The 23,928-nt window shown below is 65.3% G+C and carries 20 protein-coding genes; 3 read left to right on the top strand and 17 right to left on the bottom strand.

The genetic code is table 11. From position 1 onward, the window contains the following. Positions 1–78 precede the first annotated feature (78 nt). A complete protein-coding gene (locus LNV23_RS05185) occupies positions 79–846 on the top strand; it encodes a substrate-binding periplasmic protein (RefSeq protein ID WP_263561991.1) in 768 nt (255 codons plus the stop codon). A gap of 188 nt (positions 847–1,034) precedes the next feature. Here the strand turns inward: LNV23_RS05185 and LNV23_RS05180 are convergent, their stop codons facing one another. From LNV23_RS05180 to LNV23_RS05170, 3 genes are all read right to left on the bottom strand, one after another. Continuing rightward, positions 1,035–2,636, bottom strand: a complete 1,602-nt coding sequence (locus tag LNV23_RS05180; RefSeq protein ID WP_263561990.1) for an ABC transporter substrate-binding protein — start codon at positions 2,634–2,636, stop codon at positions 1,035–1,037. Between the two features lie 81 nt (positions 2,637–2,717). After that, positions 2,718–2,993 carry a hypothetical protein gene (locus tag LNV23_RS05175; protein WP_263561989.1) on the bottom strand — a complete coding sequence of 92 codons (276 nt, stop codon included), beginning with the start codon at positions 2,991–2,993 and terminating at the stop codon, positions 2,718–2,720. Between the two features lie 151 nt (positions 2,994–3,144). Then, the gene (locus LNV23_RS05170; RefSeq protein WP_263561988.1) at positions 3,145–3,420 is read right to left on the bottom strand and encodes a hypothetical protein; all 276 of its coding nucleotides are present in this window, start codon (positions 3,418–3,420) and stop codon (positions 3,145–3,147) included. 167 nt (positions 3,421–3,587) lie between these two features. Here LNV23_RS05170 and LNV23_RS05165 point away from each other — a divergent pair, with 167 nt between their 5' ends. Beyond that, on the top strand, positions 3,588–6,281 hold the full coding sequence (locus tag LNV23_RS05165; RefSeq protein WP_263561987.1) for a DUF3857 domain-containing protein: 2,694 nt from the start codon (positions 3,588–3,590) through the stop codon (positions 6,279–6,281). Here LNV23_RS05165 and LNV23_RS05160 read toward each other — a convergent pair. From LNV23_RS05160 to maoP, 14 genes are all read right to left on the bottom strand, one after another. Further along, positions 6,274–7,338 carry an HD domain-containing phosphohydrolase gene (locus LNV23_RS05160; protein WP_263561986.1) on the bottom strand — a complete coding sequence of 355 codons (1,065 nt, stop codon included), beginning with the start codon at positions 7,336–7,338 and terminating at the stop codon, positions 6,274–6,276. The genes LNV23_RS05165 and LNV23_RS05160 overlap by 8 nt on opposite strands. Further along, entirely contained in the window at positions 7,335–10,568 is a 3,234-nt protein-coding gene (locus LNV23_RS05155; RefSeq protein WP_263561985.1) for a hybrid sensor histidine kinase/response regulator, read from the bottom strand. Before LNV23_RS05155 ends, LNV23_RS05160 begins: the two co-directional genes overlap by 4 nt. A gap of 44 nt (positions 10,569–10,612) precedes the next feature. Beyond that, positions 10,613–11,779: an FIST signal transduction protein gene (locus tag LNV23_RS05150; RefSeq protein ID WP_263561984.1), complete on the bottom strand. Its 1,167-nt coding sequence runs from the start codon at positions 11,777–11,779 to the stop codon at positions 10,613–10,615. A 155-nt stretch (positions 11,780–11,934) separates the two neighbouring features. After that, a complete protein-coding gene (locus tag LNV23_RS05145) occupies positions 11,935–12,468 on the bottom strand; it encodes a hypothetical protein (protein WP_263561983.1) in 534 nt (177 codons plus the stop codon). Positions 12,469–12,508: 40 nt separating this feature from the next. Then, a complete protein-coding gene (speB, locus tag LNV23_RS05140) occupies positions 12,509–13,450 on the bottom strand; it encodes an agmatinase (protein WP_411910540.1) in 942 nt (313 codons plus the stop codon). A 110-nt stretch (positions 13,451–13,560) separates the two neighbouring features. Further along, complete coding sequence (locus LNV23_RS05135; protein WP_263561981.1) at positions 13,561–14,019, bottom strand: hypothetical protein; 459 nt, start codon at positions 14,017–14,019, stop codon at positions 13,561–13,563. Between the two features lie 106 nt (positions 14,020–14,125). Continuing rightward, positions 14,126–15,103 carry a peptide ABC transporter ATP-binding protein gene (locus tag LNV23_RS05130; RefSeq protein WP_263561980.1) on the bottom strand — a complete coding sequence of 326 codons (978 nt, stop codon included), beginning with the start codon at positions 15,101–15,103 and terminating at the stop codon, positions 14,126–14,128. Beyond that, entirely contained in the window at positions 15,093–16,094 is a 1,002-nt protein-coding gene (locus LNV23_RS05125) for an ABC transporter ATP-binding protein (protein ID WP_263561979.1), read from the bottom strand. The genes LNV23_RS05130 and LNV23_RS05125 overlap by 11 nt, the downstream gene beginning before the upstream one ends. A 3-nt stretch (positions 16,095–16,097) precedes the next feature. Beyond that, on the bottom strand, positions 16,098–16,976 hold the full coding sequence (locus LNV23_RS05120) for an ABC transporter permease subunit (protein ID WP_263562270.1): 879 nt from the start codon (positions 16,974–16,976) through the stop codon (positions 16,098–16,100). A gap of 67 nt (positions 16,977–17,043) precedes the next feature. Continuing rightward, positions 17,044–18,054 carry an ABC transporter permease gene (locus LNV23_RS05115; RefSeq protein ID WP_263561978.1) on the bottom strand — a complete coding sequence of 337 codons (1,011 nt, stop codon included), beginning with the start codon at positions 18,052–18,054 and terminating at the stop codon, positions 17,044–17,046. A 187-nt stretch (positions 18,055–18,241) separates the two neighbouring features. Further along, positions 18,242–19,141: an N-acetylmuramoyl-L-alanine amidase gene (locus tag LNV23_RS05110; protein ID WP_263561977.1), complete on the bottom strand. Its 900-nt coding sequence runs from the start codon at positions 19,139–19,141 to the stop codon at positions 18,242–18,244. 265 nt (positions 19,142–19,406) lie between these two features. Continuing rightward, entirely contained in the window at positions 19,407–20,279 is an 873-nt protein-coding gene (locus LNV23_RS05105) for a hypothetical protein (RefSeq protein WP_263561976.1), read from the bottom strand. Further along, complete coding sequence (locus tag LNV23_RS05100) at positions 20,276–21,160, bottom strand: hypothetical protein (RefSeq protein WP_263561975.1); 885 nt, start codon at positions 21,158–21,160, stop codon at positions 20,276–20,278. The genes LNV23_RS05105 and LNV23_RS05100 overlap by 4 nt, the downstream gene beginning before the upstream one ends. A gap of 231 nt (positions 21,161–21,391) precedes the next feature. Beyond that, positions 21,392–22,567, bottom strand: a complete 1,176-nt coding sequence (gene maoP, locus LNV23_RS05095) for a DUF413 domain-containing protein (protein ID WP_263561974.1) — start codon at positions 22,565–22,567, stop codon at positions 21,392–21,394. A gap of 484 nt (positions 22,568–23,051) precedes the next feature. On the opposite strand from maoP, the gene LNV23_RS05090 reads away from it, so the two are divergent. Then, positions 23,052–23,801, top strand: coding sequence for a PD-(D/E)XK nuclease family protein (locus LNV23_RS05090; protein ID WP_263561973.1), 750 nt, complete (start codon positions 23,052–23,054; stop codon positions 23,799–23,801). The last annotated feature ends 127 nt before the right edge of the window (positions 23,802–23,928 follow it).

Raw genomic sequence — 23,928 nt, 5'->3', positions numbered from 1 at the left:
GGCGTCACGCCCGCGGTGCTGTGGACGTGTCAGAACAAGGAGTGCAATGTGCAACGCAGGCTGAGGCTGGCGATTCCGATGTGTGGACTGTTTCTCGCGGCCAGCGTGGCCTCGGCTGTGGCTTTGACAACGGTGCCGGAGCGGCTGTTCGTTACCGAATCGTTTCCGCCCTACACCTTCGTGCAGAACGGTGAACCGGCCGGCCCCATGGTCGATGTGCTCAAGGCGACCTGTGCTCGCCTGGGCTGGTCCTGTCGCATTGAACTTCTGCCTTGGCGGCGCGCCTTGGCCATGGCCGAGCGCGGACAGGCCGACGGCTTGTTCACCTTGTTGGACACACCGCAACGCCAGGCCCTGGTGCGCGCCTCCCTGCCGGTGCTGGATGCCCGCTACAGCGTGTTCGCGCGCGCCGGCCAAGCCTTTTCCTACGCCGGCGCCGATTCCCTGGCCGGCCATCAGATCGGCGTCTACGGGCCTTCGGGCAGCTCGATCAGCCTGAAGACCCTGATCGAGGGCCAGAGCGCGGCCGAGCCGGCACAACTGGTGCTGGAACCCGACAACCTGACCGTGCTGCGCAAGCTCATCAGCGGCCGCTACGGCCCTGACGGTCTGGCCTTCATGAACGAGAACGTGGCCCTTTGGTTGCTGCGCGAGCATGGCCTGACTGGCCTGCAGGCGGCCGGCGTGGCCAAGCAGTTCAGCTACAGCTTCGGCCTGGTCCGTCAGCGCGTCAGCGCCACCGACTTCAAGCGCTTCAATGCGGCCCTGGGCGAACTCTGCCGCAGCGGCCGCACGGCCGAGCTGATCCGCCCCTATGCCTTGCCGGCCTCGCCCTGCTCGAAGTGAGCGCTGCGAGCTTCAGCAGTCGGCACAAAGCAGCCGAATACAAAAGGCAACCACAGAGGCGCAGAGGTACAGAGAAATACAAAGCTGAATTGGTTTTAGCTCTGTGCCTCTGCGCCTCTGTGGTTGCATTTGAGTTTCAGCAATGTGCCGAACCCTGACGATCCTGGTTGGGCCGTCGCGCGTGTCGCTTACTTGCGCTGCACGTTCTCGAAATCGACGCTGCCGTTCGGCGCCATGATGAAGCCGCTGACGTCGCGACGCACCGGCATGTAGATGGCCGAGTGGGCCATGGTGATCCAGGGGCGCTCGCGTTTGAAGATCTCCTGTGCCTTTTCGTAGGCAGCCTGGCGCTTCTTGGCGTCGGGTGTGGCGCGGGCGGTGTCGATCAGGGCGTCGAATTCCTTGTTGCAGAACTTGATGCCGCTCTGGTTGGCGGCGCAGCTGAGATTGGGCGTCAGGAATTCATCGGCGTCACCGGTTTCGCCGCTCCAGCCGCTCATATAGACGCTGTGCTCTCCCTGGTTGGCGCGCTTGAGGTACTCGCCCCACTCGTAGGTCTTGATGTTGGCTTTGACGCCGATCTTGGCCCAATCCTGCTGGATCAGCTGGGCCATCAGCTGGCCATTGGGGTTGGTGGGCCGGGCCACAGGCAGGGCCCAGAGGTCCAGCTCCAGGCCCTTGGCATGGCCGGCCTTGGCCAGCAGCTCGCGGGCGCGGGTCGGGTTGTATTCGTTCTTGAGCTTGCTGTTGTAGCCGGGGATGGCTGGCGGGAAGGCGCTGACCGCCTGCAGCGCATCGCCGCGTGGGAACAAGGCCTTGAAGATTGCGTTGCGGTCGATGGCGATGTCCAGGGCCTCGCGCACCTCGCGCTGGTCGGTGGGTGCCTTCTTGAGATTGAAGGACAGGTAGGAGATGTTCAGCGCCTGGGTCTTCATGACGCTGATGTCGGGCTTGCCGTCGAGCGCGGCCAGGTCCACATCGCGCAGGGCCGCGGCCACCTGGCATTCGCCCGCCACCAGCTTCTGCACCCGCACATTGGCCTCTCGGCTGATGCTGAAGACCAGGGCGCCGGCCTGCTTGTTGCCCCAGTACTCTGGGTGAGGCTCCATGCGCAGCACATCGTCCTTGGCGTAGGACTTGAAGCGATAGGGCCCGGTGCCGACCGGCTGGTTGTTGATCTGGCTGGCGCGGCCTTGCTGCAGCAGCTGGGCGCCATATTCAGCGGAATGGATGGATGCCCAGACCATGGCCAGATTGCTGGCGAAGCCGGCGTTGGCATTCTTCAGGCGGAAGCGCACCGTGTAGTCGTCCACCCGGTCCAGACCTTCGACCATCTGCGCCAGGCCCATGTTCTGCGGGTAGACGAAGGTGGCCGGGAAGGCCTTGTTGAAGGGGTGCTCGGGGTTCAGGAAACGGCCGAAGGTGAACAGCACATCGTCGGCGTTCATGGCCCTGCTGGGCATAAAGCCGGCAGCCTTGTGGAACTGCACACCGCGGCGCAGGGTCAGCGTCAGGGTCTTGGCATCGGGCGACATCTGCCAGGCCGTGGCCAGCTTGGACACCAGCTCGGTGCCGCCGCGCCTGAAGGCCAGCAGGCCCTGGAACATCTGCCGGTTGGCATTGTTGGTGCTGGAACTGTCCCAGAGGCCGGGGTCGAAGCCCTCGGGGCTGGCGTCGGCACAGAAGATCAGGGGCTTGGCCGCCAGGGCATTGCTGGGCAGCACGGCGGTGGCCAGGGCCCAACTGAGGGCGGCCGTGGTGGGCAGGCAGAAGCGGCGTGTCGGGCTCATTGGGGGCAGGGTAGCGGGGTCAGAAAAAGGACTATAGCCCCCGCCATGGTCACAGCGGCTCGCCGCTGCTTGGCGCTGATTTCAGCGCGAGCGCACGTCCGGCGGCGGCGCGCGCAGGGAGTCGGCTGCCGCGCGGCTGGCTTCGCCGCGCGCCTTGGCGTCGGCAATATTGTGGCAACGCGTCACGCTGAAGCGCGTGGCCGTGGGCGTCTCGGTGCCGCAGGCGTACTCGACCTTGCTGCTGCCGATCTCGGTGTAGTTGCCGGGCTTGGGCGGCTCATAGCTGCCGCAGGCGCTCAACAGCAGCAGGGTGGACAGGGTCAGGGCAGGGCAAGCGAGGCGGCGAAGCGGATGCATGGCAAGAATCTCCTGAGCCAGGGGCTCGCAGCGCAGTTGCAGGTGCGAGGCCTGCCCGGTGGCTCATGGGATTCGAACCGGGCGGCGCGATTCTGACCGATCTGACCGAGCTCAGCCTCTCAGCTTCGGGAAAACTCGCTGTGAGCGCCGCTCAGTTGGGCGATCTGCGCCACAAGACCAGAGAACCGGGCTCGAAACTCTGGGCCTCCAGTTCGTTGAAGCGCAGCGAGGCCTCGCGTTCCCAGAGCGAGCGCCCGGCCAGCTGGGCGGCCACCGTGCGGCCGTCGGGGCTTTGCAGCAGCAGCAGGCTGCCCAGCGGCGGCAGCTGCTGCTCGGACTCGAACTCGCCCTCCAGCGCATACCAGGTGCGGGCGGGGCGGTCTCCGATCTGGACCTGGAAACTCTCGGCGATGGTGAGTCGGTACATGGTTGCGGGCGGATCCGGGCAGGTCTGGGCTGGGGCTATTTTGCCCGCCGCGGGCAAGCCCTAGGCCGAGCACTGCGCGCCGGCTTTGACAATGGCGCCGGCCGTCGCGCCGTCGAGCCCCAAGCGGGCCGGGCCCATGAGCCTCAAAAAACATTCAGGGAGCGGAGATGATTCAGAGCTGGGGGCCGGCAGGCCGGTGTGTGCTTGCGGTGGCCCTGTTGGCCTTCGGGTCGGTGCAGGCGCACGCGCAAGCCCAGGCGCAAGTGCCGACGCGGCAAGCGCAGGCCTTGACGCAGCACCAAGAGTTGCGGGCACCGCAGCTGCCGAGCTGGGTCACGCCGGCACAGGCGCCGCTGGAGCAAGTCCTGGAGGCGGAGCAGGTACGGCAGGGTGTGCACTACCTGCTGGCCGATGTGCAGGCCCGGGTCGATGGGCGGCAGCGCCAGGTCTACCGCCACTACGCCATGAAGGCCCTGAACGCGAAGGGCGTGGAGAGTGTGGCCAATATCGAGGTCCGGTTCGATCCTGCGTACGAACGTCTGGCCCTGCATTCGATCGTGGTCCATCGCGGCGGCCAGCGTGTTGAGCGCCTACCGGCGACCGAGTTGCGCGTGCTCCAGCGCGAAAAGGAGTTGGACTACCTGATCTTCGATGGCAGCAAGACGGCGCATGCCTTTCTGGACGATGTGCGTGTCGGCGATGTGGTCGAGTACGCCTACACCTTGACAGGCAGCAACCCGGTCTTTGGCGATCGATTCTTTGGCGGCTTCGATTTGCAATGGTCCAGCCCGGTCAGTCGCCTGCACACGCGCTTGCTGTGGCCGTCCGGTCGCCCTTTGCATCTCAAGGCGCTGAATGGTGCTCCGGCGCCTCGCCAGCGGCAGTTGGCGGGCGAGGAAGAGTACGTCTGGCGGCAGGAGGCCCAGGCGGGCTTGCAGCCCAGCCCCGATGCTCCGTCCTGGTACGAGCCCTATGCCCAGGTGCAATGGGGCGACTTCGGCCGCTGGGCCGAGGTGGCTGCCTGGGCCCAGCCTCTGTACCGAATCCCGAGCCCCTTGTCGGCACGCTTGCAGGCCGAGGTGGCGCGCATTGCGGCGCTCGGCAGCGACCCCAAGCTGCGCACCGCCGAGGCCTTGCGTCTTGTGCAGCGCGAGGTTCGTTACTTGGGCGTCGAGGTGGGCATGGGTTCGCATGCGCCCAATGCGCCCGATCTGGTGTTCAAGCGGCGCTTTGGGGACTGCAAGGACAAGACCTTGCTGACCCTGAGTCTGCTCCAGGCGCTGGGGGTGCCGGCGCGGGCGGCCCTGGTGCACACCCAGATGAAGCAATCCCTGGCCCAGGTCTTGCCGCGGCCGACGGCGTTCAACCACGTCATCGTGCGGGCCGAGATTGACGGCAAGCCTTACTGGCTGGATCCCACCCGCGCCAGCCAGCCCGGTCCTCTGGACAGCATCGCCCAGGCCAACTTCGGTCTGGCCTTGGTGGTGGACCCGGCGAGCACCGGCCTGAGCCCCATGGAGCCGGGGCCGGCCATGTTGAGCAAACGGCATGTCACGGTACAGCTGGATGCGCGCGCCGGCCTGAACGAGGCCGCGCTGATGACCGTGAGCACCGAGCTGGAGGGCTTGAGCGCCGAGCAAATGCGCCTCAGCCTTGCCGCCGAGAACGCCAAGGAATTGCAGCAGCGCTATCTGAACTATTACGCGCGCTCCTACCCGGGCATCAGTCTGGAGCAGGACTTCGAGGTGCAGGATGCGCAGCCGGCAAGCAATCACCTCAAGGTGGTGGAACGCTACCGGGTCAAGGACTTTTTTGCCCGGGTCGAGCGCGAGCGACGCCTGGAGGCTTCCCTGGAGGTGCCGGAGCTGTTGGGCCTCTTGCAGACGCCGCGAGACGCCATTCGCAATGCACCTCTTGCACTCTCGCATCCGCAGGAGCTGCACCATGAACTGGAGCTCCTTCTCCCCGAAACTTGGACCTTCCAGGACGATGTCAAGGAGATCCAGGACCCGGCCTTCTCGCTACGCCGCGAGATCCGGGGCGGCGCGCAGCGGCTGCACATCAGCGATCACTACCGCTCGCTGGCCGACCATGTGCTGCCCGAGGGAACCGCAGCCTACGCGGCCAATGTCGAGAAGGCTCGCAAGATGCTGGGCTATGTGGTCTACAAGGGCGACGACAGCCCGACGCCCTCGGCGGAGGCGACCCTGGGCGGAATCGCCCAGTCGCAGTTGCCGCTGCTCGCATTTGCCTTGCTGCTGCTGGCCGTCTTGGGCCGTGGCGCTCAGCGTCTCTATGCCTGGGATCCGGCGCCTGCCCCCAGCGTGGCCGGCCCGGAGGGTGAAGGGCTAGGCGGTCCGCTGCTGCTGCTCGCCCTGGGCTTGCTGATCAATGGCGTCATGATTGTTCAAGGCGCTTGGAGCGCGCTGCCCGCCTATGGCATGCAGACCTGGAATATGTTCACGGTCCCGGGGGGAGCGCGCTATCACCCGGCCATGGCGCCCTTGCTGCTGGCCGAACTGATTGCCATCTTGGTTCAGCTGGTCGGCTGGATCTTGCTGGCGCTGGTGTATTTCAAGCGGCGCAGCAGCGCGGTGCGGATCTACTTGGTCTATATGTGGGCTTCGGTGGCCATCGCGATGTTGGACCAGTGGGCGATCCAGCAGGTCCCAACGCTCGCCGACAAGGCCGAATCCAAAGAGTTCATCCGCCAGCTGATGACGGCCGGCATCCTGGGCCTGTGGACCTGGTACCTGCTCAGCTCTGATCGGGTGCGGCGCACCTTTGTGCGCCGCTGGCCGGGCCGCGGCCCTGCAGCCGAGCTGCCCGCGGCGGAGCTTGCTTTGACGCCGCTCAGCTGAGCCAGTTGTCCTCGTCCTGGAAGCGCGCGCGGATGTCCAGAACCGCGCCCCAGTGCTCGAAGAAAACGCGCACGCAGTCGGGGTCGAAATGGCTGCCGGACTGGGCCTGGATGTGGGCGGCTGCATCCCGGAGTTCCCAGGCCGGCTTGTAGGGGCGGGCCGAGGTCAGGGCGTCGAAGACATCGGCCACGGCGACGATGCGGCTGAAGATCGGGATGTCGCTGCCGGCCAGGCCGGCCGGATAGCCGCTGCCGTCGAACTTCTCGTGGTGGCCCAGGGCGATCGAAGCGCCGGCCTGAAGGATGGCGGACTTGCTGTCCTTGAGGATCTCGTAGCCATAGGCGGCATGCTGCTTCATCAGCTCGAACTCCGCCGGGCCCAGGCGGCCGGGCTTGAGCAGGATGCTGTCGCTGATGCCGACCTTGCCGATGTCGTGCAGGGGCGCGGCCTGCAGCAGCAAGTCCTGCTCGGCCTCGCTCAGGCCCAGGCCTTGGGCGATCAGGCGTGAGTAGTGCGCCATGCGCAGGATGTGGGCGCCGGTCTCGGGGTCGCGGTACTCGGCCGCCTTGGCCAGGCGGATCACGGTCTCGCGCTCGCGCTCCAGGATCTCGGCCGTGGCCTTGCGCACCTCCTCGGCCAGCCAGGCGGCGCGGTCGTCGAGCTTGTGGCGCATCTCGCTCATGGCCAGCAAATTGGCGCAGCGGGCCAGGAACTCGACCCGGTCCACCGGCTTGATCAGAAAGTCGGAGGCGCCGACATTGAGCGCCCGGTAGCGCACCTGCTTCTGGTCGTTGGCGGTGATCATCAAAATGGGCACCGCCTCTTTGCCGGGCGTGGCCCGCAGGCGTTCGATGAACTCGACGCCGTCGAGCTCCGGCATCATGTAGTCGACGATGATCAGGTCCGGCTCATGGGTCTGCGCCCAGGCCAGGCCTTCGCGGGCCGAGCTGAAGGACTTGGCCTCGCCCGCGCCCAGCTTGGCCACCAGGGCTTCGAACAGGGCGATATTGATCTCGCTGTCGTCGACGATCAGGATGTGGCGTTGGCTGTACTTCATGGTGGGGATTCGGGTGGGGCCAAAGCGGCCAGGGCTTGCACGACCTTGTCGACTTCCATGGCCACGGCCTGCACGCGTTCGGCCAGGCCCGCAGTGCGGCGATGTTCGGCGCCGTGCTCGATCTGCCGGGCCAGCTCGACCGCCGGCTGTGCGCCGAACATGCCGAGTGTGCCCTTGAGGGCGTGGCCGCTGTGCATCAAGGACTCCCAGTTTTGCTCGGCCAGGGCCGTCTGCATTTTTTCCAGGTCCAGGGGCCAGCGCCGGATGAAGATGTTGCGCACGATGTGCACCACGTCCTGGTCGACCTCGGCCAGGGCCTGGGCGTAGTCGAAATCGGGCGCTGCGGCGCTCGGGCGCTGCGGCTCGGCGCCGTCTGCGCTGGCCGGGAGCGCAGCTGGCTTGTGGCCTTTGTTCATCACATAGCGCTGCACCAAGCGCTGGAACTCTGTCACGTCGATGGGCTTGGACAGATAGTCGTCCATGCCGGCGGCCAGACAGAGCTCGCGGTCGGCCGGCGTGGCGCGCGCGGTCATGGCAATCACGGGCGTGCGTTCGCCCGGCCGCTGCTGCGCTTCCAGGGTGCGGAAGCGGCGGGTGCTTTCCAGGCCGTCGAGCACCGGCATCATCATGTCCATCAGCACCAGGTCGAAGCGGCGCCGGGCCAGTTGCTCCAGGGCCAGTTGGCCGTTGTCGGCCACGCTCACGCGGTGGCCCCAGCGTTGCAGCAGGGCGCAGGCCAGCTGTTGGTTGACCGGGTGGTCCTCGACCAGCAGCACCTCCATCTGCGGCTGCTCGCCCGGCAAGGCCGAGCCGGCCAGCAGGGCGCCTAGGCTGTCCTGGATGCGCTGGGCTTCCGGCAGCTCGCCGGTGGCGGCGGGCTCGGGTGCGCTGGCAAAGGGCAGGACGAAGTTGAAGCTGCTGCCGCGGCCCAGTTCGCTGTCCACCCAGATGCTGCCGCCCATGGCCTCGACCAGGCGCGCCGAGATGGTCAGGCCCAGGCCGGTGCCGCCGTAGCGTCGCGTGATGCTGCTGTCTTCCTGCGAGAAGGCGTCGAAGATGGACTGCAGCTTCTCGGGCGGGATGCCGATGCCGGTGTCGCTGACGGTGAACAGCACGCTCGGCGGCTCGTCCGCCTCGGCCCCGGCTGCGGCCGGCGCGCCGGCGGCCAGGCTGACCCGCAGCACGACCTCGCCATGCTCGGTGAACTTGATGGCATTGCCGATCAGATTGATCAGCACCTGGCGAAGCCGCCCGGGGTCGCCCCGCACTTGGCTGGGCAACTCGGGCGCCAGCGAGCAGACCAGCTCCAGGCCTTTGTCATTGGCGCGCAGGGCCAGGGTCTTGAGCGTGTCGGCCACACTGCGGCCGAGCTCGAAGGGGATGTGTTCGATCTGCAGCTTGCCGGCTTCGATCTTGGAAAAATCGAGGATGTCGTTGATCACCCGCAGCAGCGATTCCGCCGAACTCTGCACGATGCTCAGGTACTCGCGCTGGTTGGCCTCCAGCGGGCCGTCCAGGGCCAGCTCGGCCATGCCGATGATGCCGTTCATGGGCGTGCGGATCTCGTGACTCATATTGGCCAGGAAGTCGCTCTTGGCGCGGTTCGCGCTCTCCGCCCCTTCTTTGGCGCGGCGCAGCTCCTCGGACACCCGCTTGGCCTCGCTGATGTCGGCCAGATAGCCGTTCCAGAGCACGCCGCCATCGGCCGCCCGCTTGGGCTGCGCCTCGCCATGGACCCAGACGGTCTCGCCACTGAGCTTGTGGCGCAGGCGGAAGTCCAGGGCCCAAGGGCGCAAGTCCGTGGCCGAGGCGTCGAACACGCTTCGCAGCTGCGCGGCTTGCTCCGGGTCCAGACGCGCCAGCAGATGGCGGGTGTCGGCCATGGCCTCCTCGGGGCTGACGCCGCAGATGCGTTCGAGCGCGCGGCTGCAGAAGGGGATGGCGTAGCGCCCGCCCACCGAGCGATGGGCCTGGAACACGGCCACCGGGATGCTGTCGGTGATGTCGCGCAGCCTGGCGCCGGCTTCCTTGAGCTGGCTGACGTCCTGCCAGATGCCGGTGTAGATGATGGAGCCGTCATCGGCCAGCTCCGCCTCGGGCCGGATCTCGGCGCGCAGCCAGCGTTCCTGCCCATCGGGCAGGATGATCTTGTAGTCCTCGCGCCAGGGGCCGCGCTGCGCGGCCGCTTGCAGCACGCCCTGGACGCAGCGCTCGCGGTACTCGGGCGCAATCTGGGCCGCCGAGATGCGGCCGTCGGCCAGCAGCGCCGCCGGCTCCAGGCCGCGGACTTCCTTGAGCCGGTCGCTGACAAAGGTGAAATGGGTCTGGCCGGTGCGGACATTGACGCGGCAGCGGTAGACCACGCCGGGCACGGTGTTGGTGATGTGGCGCAGCCGCGCCTCGGCGGCCTTGATGGCGGCCTCCATGGACTTGCGCTCGGTGATCTCGGTGCGGATGGCGATGAAACGCTCCGGCAGGCCGGACGCGCCCTTCAGCGGCACGATGGTCGCTTGCACCCAGTAGAGGTGGCCGGCCTTGGCGCGGTTGCAGACATCGCCGTGCCAGACCTCGCCGCTCAAGATGGTGTCCCAGAGGTTCTCGAAGAAGCTGAGCGGGTGGTGGCCCGAGTTGATCATGCGGTGGTTGCAGCCGAGCAGCTCGGCGCGGCTGTAGCCGCTGATCTCGCAGAACTTGTCGTTGACGTAGCTGATGTTGCCGGCCAGGTCGGTGATGCTGACGATGCCATGCTGGTCGAGCGCGAACTGCTGCAGCGCCAGTTCACCCAGCGCTTGTTGCAGCTCCTGCTGGCTGATCTCGCGCTGGTGCACCAGCTCGGACATCAGCTGCGACAACGCCTCCAGATTGTTGTCGTCATGCAAGGGCGGCAGCGCCGTGCCGGTCGTCTGCAGCAGGCCTTGGGCGGTGCTGCGCAGCGATTCGATGGCCCGGGTCCGGCTGGCCAGTTCGCTGCGCAGGCGGTCGTTGCTGCCGCTCAACTCGACCGAACTGAGCTCCAGGCTGCGGGTCTTGAGGTCGAGGTCGCGGTCGCTCTGCTCATAGGCACCGTCCACCCGGTCAAAAAAGCTGCCCAGGCCGCCCAGCAGCCGCGCTGCGGCCGGCGACAGGCCCGGCTGCAAGGACAGCTGTAAGAGCTCCTGCAGCAGCAGGGGCAGCTGCTGCTCCTCGCTGCCCAGCAGGCGCTTGATCTGGCGAGCCAGTAGCTTGTGCATAGAAGGGCCGAGCGTCGATCGAGCCAGAGGGGCCGGCGCCGGCCTCAGGGCCGCTCGCCCAGGTAGGTGATGGTCATGGTCTGGTTGTGCAGCTTGCACTCCAGGTTGCCGGTGAAGGGGCTGATCTCGCCGTTGGAATAGAAACCCGTCAGCACGGCCGATTGGCCGAAGACGTCGGCCACGGCTTCGATCTCTTCCTCCACCCGCCCGCCCATCACCAGCTTGCGGCCGACGCAGCTGACCAGCAAGGCCAGGCCCTGGCCGCCGGCCTGGGCCACGGCGGTGGCTTCGGCCGCGGCCTGAGCGGCCGCCTCGGCGCCGTCCACCAGGGCATCGGTGCTGGCGTGCATGAGCTTGAGGTAGCCCTCGGGGTCGATGTCACCGGCCAGAGTCAGGCTGCCGACGGCTTCGTCGATGCCCAGGATGGTGCGGATCAGGCCGACCTCGCTGTGGTCGCTGCCCAGCATGGCGAAGGGAAACAGCAGGCCGGAGGCCGGCAGGTCCTTGGCGTAGTCGCCCAGATAGCGCTTGTAGACGGCCAGGGCCGGTTCGCCGTCCAGCTCAAACAGCACATTGCCCTCGCAGCGCGTGACTCGCCGCGCCGGGCCAAAGGGCGACCAACCGCCGAAGGAGCCGTGCGAAAACAGCAGCGCCTCGCCATAGAGGCCCACGCAGACCAGCTGGTCATTGCGCACGCCGGCGCTGTGGAGCACCCAGGTCTCGCTGAAAGCCGCAGCGTCGCCGGCCAGGCCGCCGGTGATGGGCAGGTCCGGGCCCAGCACCTCGACCATGCCGGCGATCAAAGCGCTGCCGTTCACCGCCACGCCCTGGCCCAGCAGCAGCACCGCGCGCAGACCGGCCCGCGGCAGTTGTTCGGCCAGGCGGCGGCCGGCGGCCTGGGAGTCGGCCATGCCCAGCAGCTGGGTGCTGGCCTCGATGGCGCGGCTCGGCGCGCTGCCCTCGCGGGCCTCGAATTGCAGGGCGGTCAGCACGCAGCTGTGGTCGCTGACGCCGTCCTTGGAAATCTCGCCGGCCGTGGAGCAGCCGATGCGCAGGGCCTGAGGAAAACGGGCCGCCAGCCGATCGGCCAGGCGCTGCAGCAAGGGGATGGCGCTGAAGGCCAGCAGCAGATCGGGCGCCTCCGGCTGCCACGCTGCCAGGGCGGCGCTCATATCGTCGTGCTCACGCAGGGTGATTTGAGAGACCTTCATGCGGCGCTTCCTTGGTGGCGTGGGGGTGGCGCGAGGGCTCGCGGCCACCCGAGTGGCGAGCCATTTTGCATGAGCAGGGGCGTGGGGATTCGGCACAGATGGCCGGTGTTCCCGGAAAACCAGCAATGCTGCGCACTTGTGCGCCGGCGGCGGCTTCAGCGCTTCGCGTCGGCCAGGGCGGCCCAGTCTGGCCAGCTCTCTGCACGCCCCGGGCAAGCGACCGTGCCGGCCGGCCAAGGCCAGTCGCGCGCCAGCCAGGCCTGCAGCGTGCTCAGCACCTGGGCCTCGCTCAAAGCCTTCAAGCCGGCCTCGCTGAGCCAGAAGAACAGCTGAGCCCGGAAGCGCTCACGCCGCGCGTCATGTTCCAGACGAGACTTGATGGGCTTCAGGTAGAGGCAGCCCAGATAGTCCTGGCCATCAGGAGAGAACAGGGCGTAGTTGAAAGCGCGCCGCTCTTCGAACTCGGCGGCATGGCGCTGCAGATCGGCGAGGTTCTCCGCGAAGCTCAGCCCAGCGGCAGGCCAGCCGTTGTCCGGCCCGAAGACATGGCGGATGCGTTCGGCGCTGCTGCGCACGGCGGCGAAGTCGGCGTCGGCGTGCTGGGGCGCCAGCTTCTGCAGCACAAGCCCGGGCAGGCTCAGCGTCTCGGGAGGCTGGAAGCTTTCGGGAACAAAAGGGGCTGCGGCCATGGTTCGATTTCTGATGAGGTGGATGCTGTCAGCCTGGGTCTCACGCCGCTCGCTTGAGCCGCGCACACAGGTACGTCCAGACGAACTGGGCGGCCGCATAACTTGTCAATTCAGCGTGGTCGTAAGGCGGCGAAACTTCCACGCAGTCCATGCCGACGAAGTTGAGTTGGGGCACCAGCTCTTCGAGGATGCTGAAGACCTGGTTGCTGCTCATGCCGCCGGGCTCGGGTGTGCCGGTGCCGGGGGCGAAGGCGGGGTCCAGGCAGTCGATGTCCAGGCTCAGGTAGACGGGCGGGTGGCCGTGTGCGGCCATGCGCTCGCGCACCTGTTGCAGCAGCGGCGCAAGCTGGGCGGGGCTGTCCAGGCCGCGCAGGGCGCGGGCGTTGAAGATCAGGCCACCCTGGTCGGCCACATACTCGCGGGCCTCGCGCTGGCCGGCCGAGCGGATGCCGAACTGCACAAAGCACTCGGGCCGCACCAGGCCTTCCTGAATCGCCTCATAGACCCAGGTGCCGTGGCCGCTCGGTTCGCCGAAGTGGTCGACCCAGGTGTCGCAGTGCGCATCGAAATGGATCACCGCCAGCGGCTGGCCCTGCTGCGCCCGGTAAGCGCGCAGCAAAGGAAGGGTGATGCTGTGGTCGCCGCCCAGCCAGACCATGTGCTGGCGCGCGATCAGCGGGGCGATCAGCGGCATCATGGCCGCGCGCATGGCCTCCAGGCTGGTGTTGGGCAGGGCCAGATCACCGTGGTCGTGGAGCTGGCCCTCGGGTGTGGTGTCGAACAGCGGGTGAATGCCGTCGCACAGCATCTGGCTGGCCTGGCGGATGGCCGAAGGCCCGAAGCGCGCGCCGGGCCGGTTGGTGACGCAGCCGTCCCAGGCAATGCCGGCGAGGCCGAAGGGCGTGTCGCTGTTGCCTTGTTGGGAGGGCGACAAGCCCATGAAGGCGTTCTGGCTGAGAAAAGCAAAGTGGCTCATCGTCATGTGCTCCGGCGTGGGGTGGGAATTCAATGCAACCACAGAGGCACAGAGGCACAGAGGAATGCGAAGTTAGAAAACTCTGTGTCTCTGTGTCTCTGTGGTCGGCATTGACTTCACGGGCAGATCCACAGGAACAGGCGATGTCCTTGCGCCACGGCCGTGGCCGCAAACGCAGCCAGGTCCGCGACCAGAAACTCCAGCGCCTCGGCTTCCCAGTGCGGGCGGCGCTCGGCCTCGGCCGTCAGCCAGGCGCGGGCCAGGGCGGGGAACTGGTCTTCCGAGAGCTGGGCCAGCAAGGTGCCCAGCTCCTCGGGCAGGGCCACCAGCCAGGGGTCGCCTTGCTCGCCGGCCGGGCCCACGCGCTCGAAATCTTGCATGGCATGGCTCAGGGCCACCGGGGCGGCGTCCATGGCGCCGGGCAGGGCTTGCTGCTTGAGGATCAGGCGCAGGCTGGCCCATTGCGTGGGCTCGACGCCCGAGACCTCCAGCGTGGGCCAGATGTTGGCGTGGCCCGGGGTGTGGGGAATCACGGTCGCGTCTTCGGCGGAGGCGGCGATCAGGTCGGTCAGCATGGCGTGAGTGAGGCTTGGGTGTGGAATGCGCAAACAGCGGGCTGCGCAACGAAGGCAAATTGTCGGTGAAAGCCGAGACTGGGTTCTCGGCCGGGCTTGCCGCGCTTCAGACCTGATGACACGCCACCTGCCGCCCGTCCACCTCGCGCAGCACCGGCGCTTCCTGCGCGCACCGCGCCACCGCCATCGGGCAGCGCTTGTGGAAGGCGCAGCCGCTGGGCGGGTTGAGCGGGCTGGGCAGTTCGCCTTTGAGCAACACGCGCTCGCGCCGCTCGGCCGCGTGCAGGGCCGGTGTGGCGCTCATCAGTGCGCGGGTGTAGGGGTGCAGGGGCCGGGCAAAGATGCGGCGCTTTTCGCCCAGCTCCACCGAGCGGCCCAGGTACATCACCATCACCTCGTCGGCCACATGCTCGACCACGCTGAGGTTGTGGGAAATGAAGACGTAGCTGGTGCCCGATTGCTCCTGCAGGTCCATGAAGAGGTTGAGGATCTGCGCCTGGATGGACACATCCAGGGCCGAAACCGGCTCGTCCGCCACGACGATGCGCGGCTGCAGAATCATCGCCCGGGCGATGGCGATGCGCTGCCGCTGGCCGCCGCTGAACATATGCGGGTAACGCGCCAGATGCTCGGGGCGCAGGCCCACCTGGGTGATCAGCGCCTCGATGCGCTCGCGCCGCTCGGCTTTGCTGAGCGCCGTGTTGATCAAGAGCGGCTCGTCCAGCGTGGCGGCAATGCTCTTGCGCGGGTTGAGCGAGCTGAAGGGGTTTTGGAACACCATCTGCACCTGCTGGCGCAGCGCCTTGAGGCGCGCACCGTCGGCGCCGGCCGTGGCCTCGCCGCCGAGCAGCAGGCGGCCGGCGCTGGGCGGCTCGATCAGGGTCAGCTGGCGCGCCAGGGTCGATTTGCCGCAGCCCGATTCACCGACCACGGCCAGGGTCTGGCGCTGCCGAAGGCTGAAGCTCACGCCATCGAGCGCACGCACCGTGGCCTTGGCCTGGAACAGGCCCTGGCTGACGCGGTAGTGGCGGCTCAGGTTCTCGGCTTGCAGCAGCACCGGCTGGCTCACGTGTTCATTGGCCATGCTGATGCGCCTCCAATCGGGCCGCAGGCGGCAGCGGGAAGAAGCAGCGCACGCCTTCGTTCGTGAGCGCTGGCCGTTCGTTCCGGCAGCGCCCCTGCACCTGCGCGCAGCGCGGGCTCAGCAGGCAGCCGGCCGGGCGGTCCAGCGCGCCGGGCACGATGCCGGGCAGGGCGGCCAGGCGGCGGGCGCCGCGGTTGTGCTCGGGGATGGCGGCCAGCAGGGCGGCGGTGTAGGGGTGGCGCGGCGCGTCGAACAGGGCCGGCAGCGGGCCGGTCTCGACCACCTGGCCGGCGTACATCACGGCCACGCGCTGGGCCATCTCGGCCACCACGGCCAGGTCGTGGGTGATCATCAGCAAGCCCATGCCCTGCTCGCGTTGCAGGCGCAGCAGCAGCTCCATGATTTGGGCCTGGATGGTCACGTCCAGGGCGGTGGTGGGCTCGTCGGCGATCAGGAGCTTGGGGCCGCAGGCGATCGCCATGGCGATCATCACGCGCTGATTCATGCCGCCCGAGAGCTGGTGCGGGTAGGCCTCGGCGCGGCGCGCCGCATCGGGGATCTCCACCAGCTCCAGCAGCTCCACCACCCGCTGCCTTGCGGCTGCGCCGCGCAGGCCCAGGTGCGTCTGCAGCACCTCGGCGATCTGCGCACCCACGGTGTAGCTCGGGTCCAGGCTGGAGAGCGCGTCCTGGAACACCATGGCGATGTCGCGGCCGATCAGGCGGCGGCGTTCCCGCGCGTTCAAGCGCAGCAAGTCCTGACCCTGGAACTCCAGCCGGTCGGCGCTGACGCGGCCGGGCGCGTCCACCAGGCCCATCAAGGCCAGCATGGCCACCGATTTGCCCGAGCCCGATTCACCGACGATGCCCAGCAGCTCGCCCGGCGCCAGGCTCAAATCCAGCCCGTCCACGGCCGGGAAGCGGCCGAACTCGACCCGCAGGTTTTCGATGCGCAGCAGGGGGGGCGGCAGCACGCTTGCGTCCTCAGCCATGGCTCAGCGCGTCCGTTTCAGTTTGGGATCGAGCGCGTCGCGCAGGCCGTCGCCGATCAGGTTGATGCTCAGCACGCTGAACAGAATCGTCAGGCCCGGCAGCGTCACCACCCAGGGCGCGCGCTGCATATAGTCGCGCGCGGCGCTGAGCATGGTGCCCCACTCGGGCGTGGGCGCCTGCACGCCCAGGCCCAGAAAGCCCAGGCCTGCGGTTTCCAGGATGGCGGAGGAAAAACTCAGCGTCGCGTTGACGATCAGCGGCGCCATGCAGTTGGGCAGCACGGCGCTGAACATCAGGCGCAAGGGGCCGGCGCCGGCCACGCGGCTGGCGGTGACGTAGTCTTTGTGGATCTCGGCCAGGGCGGCGGCGCGCGTCAGCCGCGTGTAGCCGGGCAGGGCGCCGATGGCGATGGCGATCACCGTGTTCACCAGGCCCGGGCCCAGCACCGTGATCACGCAGATGGCCAGCAGCAGGCCCGGCAAGGCCAGCATGATGTCCATCACCCGCATGATGGCCGGCGACAGCCATTGCTGGTGAAACGCCGCCAGCAAGCCCAGCAGCACACCCGGCAGCAGGGACAGCAGCACCGAGGCCAGGCCGATGCCCAGCGACACCCGACCGCCGTGCAGCAGGCGCGAGAGCATGTCGCGGCCCAGCTCGTCGGTGCCGAGCAGGAAGCGCGCGCTGCCGCCTTCGGCCCAGACCGGCGGCTGCAGCATGTGATCGCGGTACTGCTCGATCGGGCTGTGCGGCGCCACCCAGGGCGCGAACAGCGCGGCCAGGGCGATCAGCGCGAACACGGCCAGCGCCGCCAGGGCGCCGCGGTTGGCGGCAAAGCCTTGCCAGAACTCGCGCAGCGGGCCGGGCGGCTGCTCTTGCATCAACAGCAGTTCGTCTTCCTGTGCGCTGGGGGGCAGCGGCGTCGGTGTCGAAGGGGTCGTCATCTCGTTACCGCTCGCTGCGAATGCGCGGGTTGACCACGCCGTACAACACGTCCACCAGCAGGTTCACGCCAATGAAGGTCAGGGCCGAGATCAGGATGCCGGCCTGCACCACTGGGTAGTCGCGCCGGGCGATCGAGTCGATCAGCCATTTGCCGATGCCGGGCCAGGAGAAGATGGTTTCGGTCAGCACCGCGCCGGCCAGCAGGCTGCCGGTCTGCATGCCGATCACCGTCAGCACCGGGATCAGCGCATTGCGCAGGCCGTGGCGCAGCACCACGCGCGCCGGGCTCAGGCCCTTGGCGCGGGCGGCGCGGATGTAGTCCTCGCGCAGCACCTCCAGCATGCTGGAGCGCGTCATGCGCGCCACCACCGCCATGGTGCTGGTGCCCAACACGGTGGCCGGCAGCAACAGGTGCAGGCAGGCCGAGCGGAAGGCGCCCTCCTCGCCCGAGAGCCAGCTGTCGATCAGCAGAAAACCGCTGCGCACGGGCACGTCGTACTCGATGCCGATGCGGCCCGACACCGGCGTCCAGCCCAGCTGCACCGAGAAGAACATGATCAGGATCAGCCCCCACCAGAACACCGGCATGGAGTAGCCCACCGTGGCCACGCCCATCACGCCCTGGTCCAGCAGCGAGCCGCGCTTGAGCCCCGCCGTCACACCCAGCAGCAGGCCCAGGCTCACGGCCAGCAGCAAGGCCGCCAGGGCCAGCTCCACCGTGGCCGGGAACAGGGCCGCAAACTCCTTGGCCACCGGCTCGCGGCTGACCAGGCTCTGGCCCAGGTCACCGCGCGCCAGCTGCGCCAGGTACTGGCCGTACTGCACATGCAGGGGCTGGTCCAGGCCCATGCGCGCCATCAGCTCCGCATGGGTGGCCGCGTCCAGGCGGCGCTCGCCCATCATGATCTCGATGGGGTCGCCCGGCACCAGCCGGATCAGGCCAAAGGCCACCAGAGTGATGCCCAGCAGCGTGGGCAGCAGGGTGGCGAGTCGCTTGAGCAGAAAGGTCAGCACGATGGGGAGGTCGGGGCGAAAGGGCTATGAATGAGCCGGGCGTCGATGGCGAGAAGCAGCAATCAATTCCAAGGCAAGCACAGAGGCACAGAGCCAACACCCAGCAGGGATTGAATTCCTCTGTGCCTCCGTGCCTCTGTGGTTGCATTGATTCGGAGTTGATTTTGTGCCCGTGTAACCCATCACATCAGAAGCGCGAGCTCAGCGGCTTGGCCGGCTCGTTCGCCGGCGCCGCCATGGACTTGGCCAGCAGCATACCGCCCGGGCTGGTGGCCACATCGAGCAGGGCCGCGGTTTCCGCGTCCATGGCGCCGCTCCAGTCGCGCGGGCGGTACTTGCTCTGGAAGGTGGCAATCGTCGCTTTGGTCAGATCGTCCTCGATGCCGCTGCGCGAAGTGCTGTAGCCCACGCGGGTCAGCTTGTCCTGGAACCAGGCCGCGTCCGGCGGTAAGGCGGCGTAGAGCGGAATCTTGGCCGCCACCTGCACCGCATCGGGCCAGGGGATCAGGCCGGCATCGGCCAGCTGCTTCCAGGGGAAGCTCGGGCCCGGGTCCTGCTTGCGGCCGGGTGCGATGTCCGAATGGCCGATGATGCGCTCTGGCCGGATGTTGTGGCGCTTGGCGATGTCGCGCACCAGGGCAATGATCTCGTCCACCTGCGCCTGCGGGTAGGGCGGGTAGACGCGGCCCAGCTCCGTGTCCTTGTAGCCGGGGTTGACGATCTCGATGCCGATGGATGCCGAATTCAGATTGCTGTGCCCCGCCCAGAAGCTCGCCCCCGCATGCCAGGCCCGCCGGTTCTCATCCACCAGCTGGTAAATCGCCGCCGGCTCGTCCCGCACCAGGTAATGCGCGCTCACCTGCCCGCCTGTGGCCAGCACCTTCAGCGACTTCTCCCAATCCAGCGCCGTGTAGTGCAAGACGATGAACAGCGCCCGGCTGTCCTGCGCCACGGAGGTATACGTCCGGTCGATCTTGGGGCCGGCGGGTTCCGTTGGGGTGCTGGGGGTTGTCGTCGCGCAGGCGCTGAGGAGCAGGGCGAGGGCGGCGGTGGGGAGGAGGGAGAAACGGGGGCGGGGGGGCTTCATGGGCGGGAAATGGCGTCGGCTGGGGCGGGTGGGTGCGTTAGGGGGACATTGTTGCCGAAGCGGGTTGGGGACGGCTTCGTCCGAGGCAACGGTGCTGGGTCACCTCCAATGAAGGGGCGAGTACGGAGCGAGGCCTTGAAATTCAAGGCGCGACCCTCGGGCTTCAGGTGACTCCGTGGGCCACTGTAGGGAGGGTGAGAACTAGGTCGATCTCAATCAATATGACATTGAATGACTGTGTCTTGCCTTGCAAAACTGCGCTAGCTCAATCAATGGTCGCGGCCCAGTCGCAGACCTCAGACGCAATCTCTTCTGCATTGGATAGTACAACCACACGGACATGCATTTGCTTGAGGCGCCATTCGAGGTTATCTAGCCTAGTTTCCACCTCTTGGGCGACAGCGCGAGTGAGTCCGTCTTCAATAGTCGGTCGCATAAAGAAGAAACCACTCTTTGCGCGATCTCGGCCGGTGACCGATACATAGGTATCTAGTTTGTTTACTCCGAGCAGGAACTCAAGCTGTATACGATCCGCGGAAGCAAACCAGCCGCTTGCAATGACGCCTGCGGCACTCGACGTTACTAGATTTACCCCCACTTGGTGTTGTTGGTCTCCGTAGTAGCCCTCGTTGATAAACGAGTTTGCACTCAGCCCCGCTTTTCCCCGGACCTGGTCCATGATGTCTGCAACTACGTCCTCAGCGGCACGTGATGCAAACCGAGGGCGTTTTCCTTTCGGGCCATCGTCGGCCATTGGAACAGTGCCATCAGTGAGCATGCGTTCAAGTGCCTCGCTCGGTAGTTGCTCTCTAAGCTGGCCAACCATTTCTATACGGAAGGGGAACGGTAAGCTTTCCGCGGCTAAGGTGGATCGAGTTTCACGAGCGCGGGCAAGCACTCGTCTCAGATCGCTCAGCATGCGGTCGAACATGCTTTTAGTTCCAGCGCCGTAAATGCACTCGAACTTCTGGGAATCTGTAATAACGCGGAAATCGGACAGACCTCGTTCATCGATTGCAGCACAGCCTACCAAAAATTCTTGTGCACTAAAGACGTCCGGACGAAGCCACAAGCGTGCCCAACTTCCTCGCCACGCAGAAGTGACGGTTGTGTCTCGCAGTAGAGATTCGAAGTTCATCGCAATTGCTCCAACCGTTCATTGATGAATGCCGGTGTTGCTCTATCTGATAAGAATTTGAGAAGGTTTGCTGCTGCAGCAGTTCCAAAGTTGTCGCCGACTAGTGACGTCGCATCTGCATGAACCAGACTTAATGTATCTGCATGAGGCTCACTCATAACCGCCAACTCTGCGACTAGCTCATTCGCTTCCGCTGCTCTGAGCTTTTTGGCTGCAATCATTTCTCGGATGACCTTCATTAGATGTGTTTGATGGGCATCTAGTCGGTCCATATGAATCGGTACTCCTTTGCGCCAATCTTGCGCGAAGGCTAGTCTTTCATGATCAATTGCTGCGACCAAGCCTTTGCTCGACCAATACGGTGCATTTTGAGCAATGCGGTCACAGTTGCCAAGCCACGCATCAAATGCTGCAAGTCTGCGACCATACGGCTTTGACATCACAACTCGCTCCCAGTGAATCGGCCAGACATTCTGGGGGCACTTAATATCAAGGCGACTGGTGCACCAAAGAACAATAGCCCCTGTGCCCCACAGGTTGTGAGCCGCCATGAGTTCAGGCTCTTTATCGGAGCCTAGTTCACCAGGTGCGACTAAAAGAAGCATTCCCTGCGGCGGCATTACAACTCCGAGGCAATTACCAAGGGCCCAGGCAATTGCTTCGTTCACCCAGCCAAAATCACTCAGCGCAAAGGCTTTCACAACGCCTAGGCCGGGTTTGCCCAAAAAACGAACTTCAGCAGTATGCGTCGTCGGGTTGGCGCCAAGCTTACCGATTGGACCGTTGTATCGAGCATAGTGGGACGCGAAGCGTTCTACGGGTGGAATCCAACGCTTTGATGCAATAGATGATGTAGCGGAATCATCGCTACTTGGTAACACCGATGTGCTTCTTGACATAAACTTCCGGCCCTTCAGGACTCGTTATAAATCTCGCAATGAATTGCTCTTGCGAGGTCCTCCACTGTTCAATGCCCCTAAATAGGTGGGCGAACAACGTAATACCGAATTAATCGGCAAAAATAGTAATTTCCTTTACAAGGACAAAGTGGGGATTTCTCCGGACCACTAGCCCTAAAACGAAAGGTAAAAACCAGTACTCCGACCGGTTGATCAAGTGTTGTCTGCCTGCCAGCATGCTAATTCGTATGCGCGCCATGCTACTTCGTATGGGGTCTGTGCTGCTGCCACTTTATGTGCCACAGAGACAAACTCGTGTTGCTCCAGTGTTATTGGTTCGAGGTCGCCATTGGCGAGAGCTTGCATCCATACGCCATAGCGACGAATTAACGTGCAGTGCTCGATTGACATCCTTCTAGCAATGGGGGGCTCAACTACTAAACCAACGGCCAAATAGGCCTTGTGCGCAAGTTGAGACGCCTTGCCGTGCTGTTGCGCGAAGTCTCTCCCTTTTGCGTTAGCACTTGCCCTATTTCCAATGTGGCGCTTGCCTTGCGACGAGGCTCGGGGTTGGGATGGCTTACCTGTCGGTTGCATCGCGCTCTTGGCTTCAGCGACAGCGTTGACAACGAAGATGCCTTGATGAACTGGCAGCGGCGCTGAAACTGGCAAGTCATGGTACGGCGCTGCTTGAAGGGTCCCGTCGACAAATAGGTGGTACGCCAAGCCAATCGCTGCACCTGTTTTGATGGCATCGGCGAGAGTCGATGCCTGTGCGTGAAGGGAGTCCCAAAGAGGGTCTCGCTCGGAGGGCAACTTATCGTGAACCAGCTCAACCAAAGAAAGGACGCTCATGATCCCCGCTTCCAGCGCAGAACCCATGATGATGGAGTGGCTGAGGATAGACCGGTGTGCGCCGATTCCGAACATCAAATCAAGGTCGGCCGCACCGCCGTCAGCGTTGGGACCGCCTGCGACGATCAGGGAGGCGGCGACTGTCGAAAGCAACTGAGGGACGGCATCTACCGGTGATTCCGTGAGCTGTCTTCGGATTTTTGAAGCTGCATCGATTGCAGCTTTTGCAGCGTCACCAGCTGTCGTCGCAGCAGTGCCAGCCGACTTGCACAGAAAGTCCAACAGCCGATTATCTTGACTGGCTCGAACAGCATCGGTCGAGAAGCCAACAGCGCCAGCGGCAATGTCTCTGGCTAGTAGAGTTATGTTGCCGATTCGACGAATCATGCACCCACCAAAGTGCTTGGCGCTCATGGTGGCCCATCCAGCCAGTTCAGCTTTCCCGATCTGTGCAATTCCAAAAGTTAGTTCAGCGGAAAGGCGCTCGACTCGACCGCGTTGATACTGAGTTACCTGAATGGTTGATGCAGCCATGAGTCGAGCTTCCGTGCGCCTCCCTGGCGCTATGGGCGCTTACTTTAGCCGCATAAGGGTCGGGATCAGGCCATATCCTCTGGGCCATCCTCAGTGGCCGTAGTGAAGGGCTGAGGAAACGTGTGATCCAGGTCTTTCAACTTGCATCTCCTTCTTTGTTTGCGCCCACGCTTCGGCTTGCAATACCGTTGAGCCGTTTAATGGGGCAGATGGCGCCATGTGAACCTGATTGCGGGGCTGCGCCGCTTGCCAAATGAGCCGGCGCGTCCCTTTGATAGTCTCGGCCATTAGCCTTTCTCGCCAATTCGCCGAGGCACCATCGAGCTCCAAGCTAAGCGGTACGAGTACGAGGACTTGAAACTCGAGGCCTGACCCTCGGGCCCTGACCCTTTGGCCCTCCAAGGATGCAATAGCATGCCTGGCGTCAACAACGAGAAATCAGGGGAATGGGCTAATGACCAGGCATACCGAGTACGCAAACGCCTTGTACGGCGATCCGGATGTTCACCAGCTTTTGGCTCTGGGTGCACGGCATCATGCACTGCACATCTGCACGCCCCGAGAGATCAACGTCTCGCGGCTCATCGCCTGGCTGCTCGATCCCAACGAAGGGCATGGATTGGGCGACAAGGCACTGAGATCGTTGCTTGCACAGGCGGGACGCTCAGAGAACGCGGCGAACCTGGACTTGAAGACGTACCGCTTCCTTGAGCCTGCGAAGGTCCACAACCTGGCGCTCTCGTCGTTGATCGTCAAGACAGAGCTCAATGTGCTGGCCAAACTGCCAGCCAAAGGCAAGGCTTCGGCAGTCAAGGCGACAGAGCGCAAGAGAGACCTGCTGGACATCGTGGCCATTGATCCCGGTCTCCAGTTATGCGTGGCTATCGAGAACAAGTTTGGCGCAGCAGAGGGCCCTACTCAGCTGACGCGGTACATGGACGGGCTGGCAAACCTTTTTCCAAAGTACACCCGCATTCACATATTCCTGGACAAGCGCGACGAGGTGCCAGGCCACGAGAAGTGGCTCGGCGTGGGCTACGGATGGCTGTCGGAATTCCTTCGCTCTCACGAGCAGAGCCCGTCGGTTGCCCGTGAAGGCGAAGGGCGTCAGCGACCGAAGAAGGGGGCGGAGTGGTTTGACCTCTACCAGCGCGATCTAGCGCCGGAGGCAGCCGTAAAGGAAGTCCTCTTACGTATGACCGAGCTGCAGTCCAGCTTGAAACCGCTGCTTTGAGAGAAGTTGGCCGGGAGCTATCTGGTCATGACGGTGGCTGTGCCGAGCAGATTGCCTTTCCCGGCGGGCGTTGTTTCGGCCGCCGGGCTGGCGATGACGGGCCAATCTTTCACCTGTACAGCGAACG

Origin of the sequence: Kinneretia sp. DJ1R-11, assembly GCF_025717595.1 — a bacterium.
Lineage (GTDB): Bacteria > Pseudomonadota > Gammaproteobacteria > Burkholderiales > Burkholderiaceae_C > Paucibacter_A.
This window is presented reverse-complemented; position numbering and strand designations above follow the sequence as displayed.

Coding starts and splice junctions, on each gene's coding strand:
- LNV23_RS05185 (WP_263561991.1), top strand. CDS start 79: ATGTGTGGACTGTTTCTCGCGGCCAGCGTGGCCTCGGCTGTGGCTTTG.
- LNV23_RS05180 (WP_263561990.1), bottom strand. CDS start 2,636: ATGAGCCCGACACGCCGCTTCTGCCTGCCCACCACGGCCGCCCTCAGT.
- LNV23_RS05175 (WP_263561989.1), bottom strand. CDS start 2,993: ATGCATCCGCTTCGCCGCCTCGCTTGCCCTGCCCTGACCCTGTCCACC.
- LNV23_RS05170 (WP_263561988.1), bottom strand. CDS start 3,420: ATGTACCGACTCACCATCGCCGAGAGTTTCCAGGTCCAGATCGGAGAC.
- LNV23_RS05165 (WP_263561987.1), top strand. CDS start 3,588: ATGATTCAGAGCTGGGGGCCGGCAGGCCGGTGTGTGCTTGCGGTGGCC.
- LNV23_RS05160 (WP_263561986.1), bottom strand. CDS start 7,338: ATGAAGTACAGCCAACGCCACATCCTGATCGTCGACGACAGCGAGATC.
- LNV23_RS05155 (WP_263561985.1), bottom strand. CDS start 10,568: ATGCACAAGCTACTGGCTCGCCAGATCAAGCGCCTGCTGGGCAGCGAG.
- LNV23_RS05150 (WP_263561984.1), bottom strand. CDS start 11,779: ATGAAGGTCTCTCAAATCACCCTGCGTGAGCACGACGATATGAGCGCC.
- LNV23_RS05145 (WP_263561983.1), bottom strand. CDS start 12,468: ATGGCCGCAGCCCCTTTTGTTCCCGAAAGCTTCCAGCCTCCCGAGACG.
- speB (WP_411910540.1), bottom strand. CDS start 13,450: ATGACGATGAGCCACTTTGCTTTTCTCAGCCAGAACGCCTTCATGGGC.
- LNV23_RS05135 (WP_263561981.1), bottom strand. CDS start 14,019: ATGCTGACCGACCTGATCGCCGCCTCCGCCGAAGACGCGACCGTGATT.
- LNV23_RS05130 (WP_263561980.1), bottom strand. CDS start 15,103: ATGGCCAATGAACACGTGAGCCAGCCGGTGCTGCTGCAAGCCGAGAAC.
- LNV23_RS05125 (WP_263561979.1), bottom strand. CDS start 16,094: ATGGCTGAGGACGCAAGCGTGCTGCCGCCCCCCCTGCTGCGCATCGAA.
- LNV23_RS05120 (WP_263562270.1), bottom strand. CDS start 16,976: ATGCAAGAGCAGCCGCCCGGCCCGCTGCGCGAGTTCTGGCAAGGCTTT.
- LNV23_RS05110 (WP_263561977.1), bottom strand. CDS start 19,141: ATGAAGCCCCCCCGCCCCCGTTTCTCCCTCCTCCCCACCGCCGCCCTC.
- LNV23_RS05105 (WP_263561976.1), bottom strand. CDS start 20,279: ATGAACTTCGAATCTCTACTGCGAGACACAACCGTCACTTCTGCGTGG.
- maoP (WP_263561974.1), bottom strand. CDS start 22,567: ATGGCTGCATCAACCATTCAGGTAACTCAGTATCAACGCGGTCGAGTC.